This window comes from Candidatus Symbiopectobacterium sp. NZEC127 (assembly GCF_025962675.1).
Lineage (GTDB): Bacteria > Pseudomonadota > Gammaproteobacteria > Enterobacterales > Enterobacteriaceae > Symbiopectobacterium.
In genome coordinates this window covers 1-530 of sequence record NZ_JAGFPG010000097.1, presented here as the reverse complement: position 1 = coordinate 530, position 530 = coordinate 1, and the positions used below count along the sequence as shown (strand labels likewise).

Sequence of the window (530 nt, the reverse complement as noted above, 5' to 3'; positions counted from 1 at the left end):
GACACACTGCTCAAACTGATCAAGCTGCGCGAGCAACTGAATGTGCCAGCCGATGGACAGGAATTTTTCATCATTGGCCGTGTGCGCATGCGCATGGGATTCCACTGGAAGCCCACGTTCGTTCGCAAGCGCACCCGTCACGGCACAGTTGGGCTTTGTCCACACTGCGGCACCATGATTCGCAATCTTGATGGCGAACCGGTCAGCGCACAGGAACTCGACGCGGAGGAAGTACGTCGCAAGTGTAGTTTTTGCGAGAGTGCCCTCTGGACACTGATGCGACCACGCAGTTTGTCAGGCAGCGATCAATCCGCAGCAGTACTGCGGGCGCTGAAACGTATTCCGACCATAGGTGAAGCCACTGCGGCCAAACTGATGAAGACCTTCGGCGATTCATTCCTGGCATCGATGCTGGGAGATAACTTCCACCAGTTCATCAACCTGATGGACAACCGAGGGGAATTGGTCTTTTCAGACAGGCAGGCTCAGCGCATGGAACGCGCCATGTCGAGTATGGAGTTCGGCTTCGG

General features: G+C 55.8%; 1 pseudogene. It reads left to right on the top strand.

Annotation, left to right across the window (positions count from 1 at the left end):
- Positions 1–530: pseudogene (locus J5069_RS24110) on the top strand (DEAD/DEAH box helicase); the annotation flags it as partial.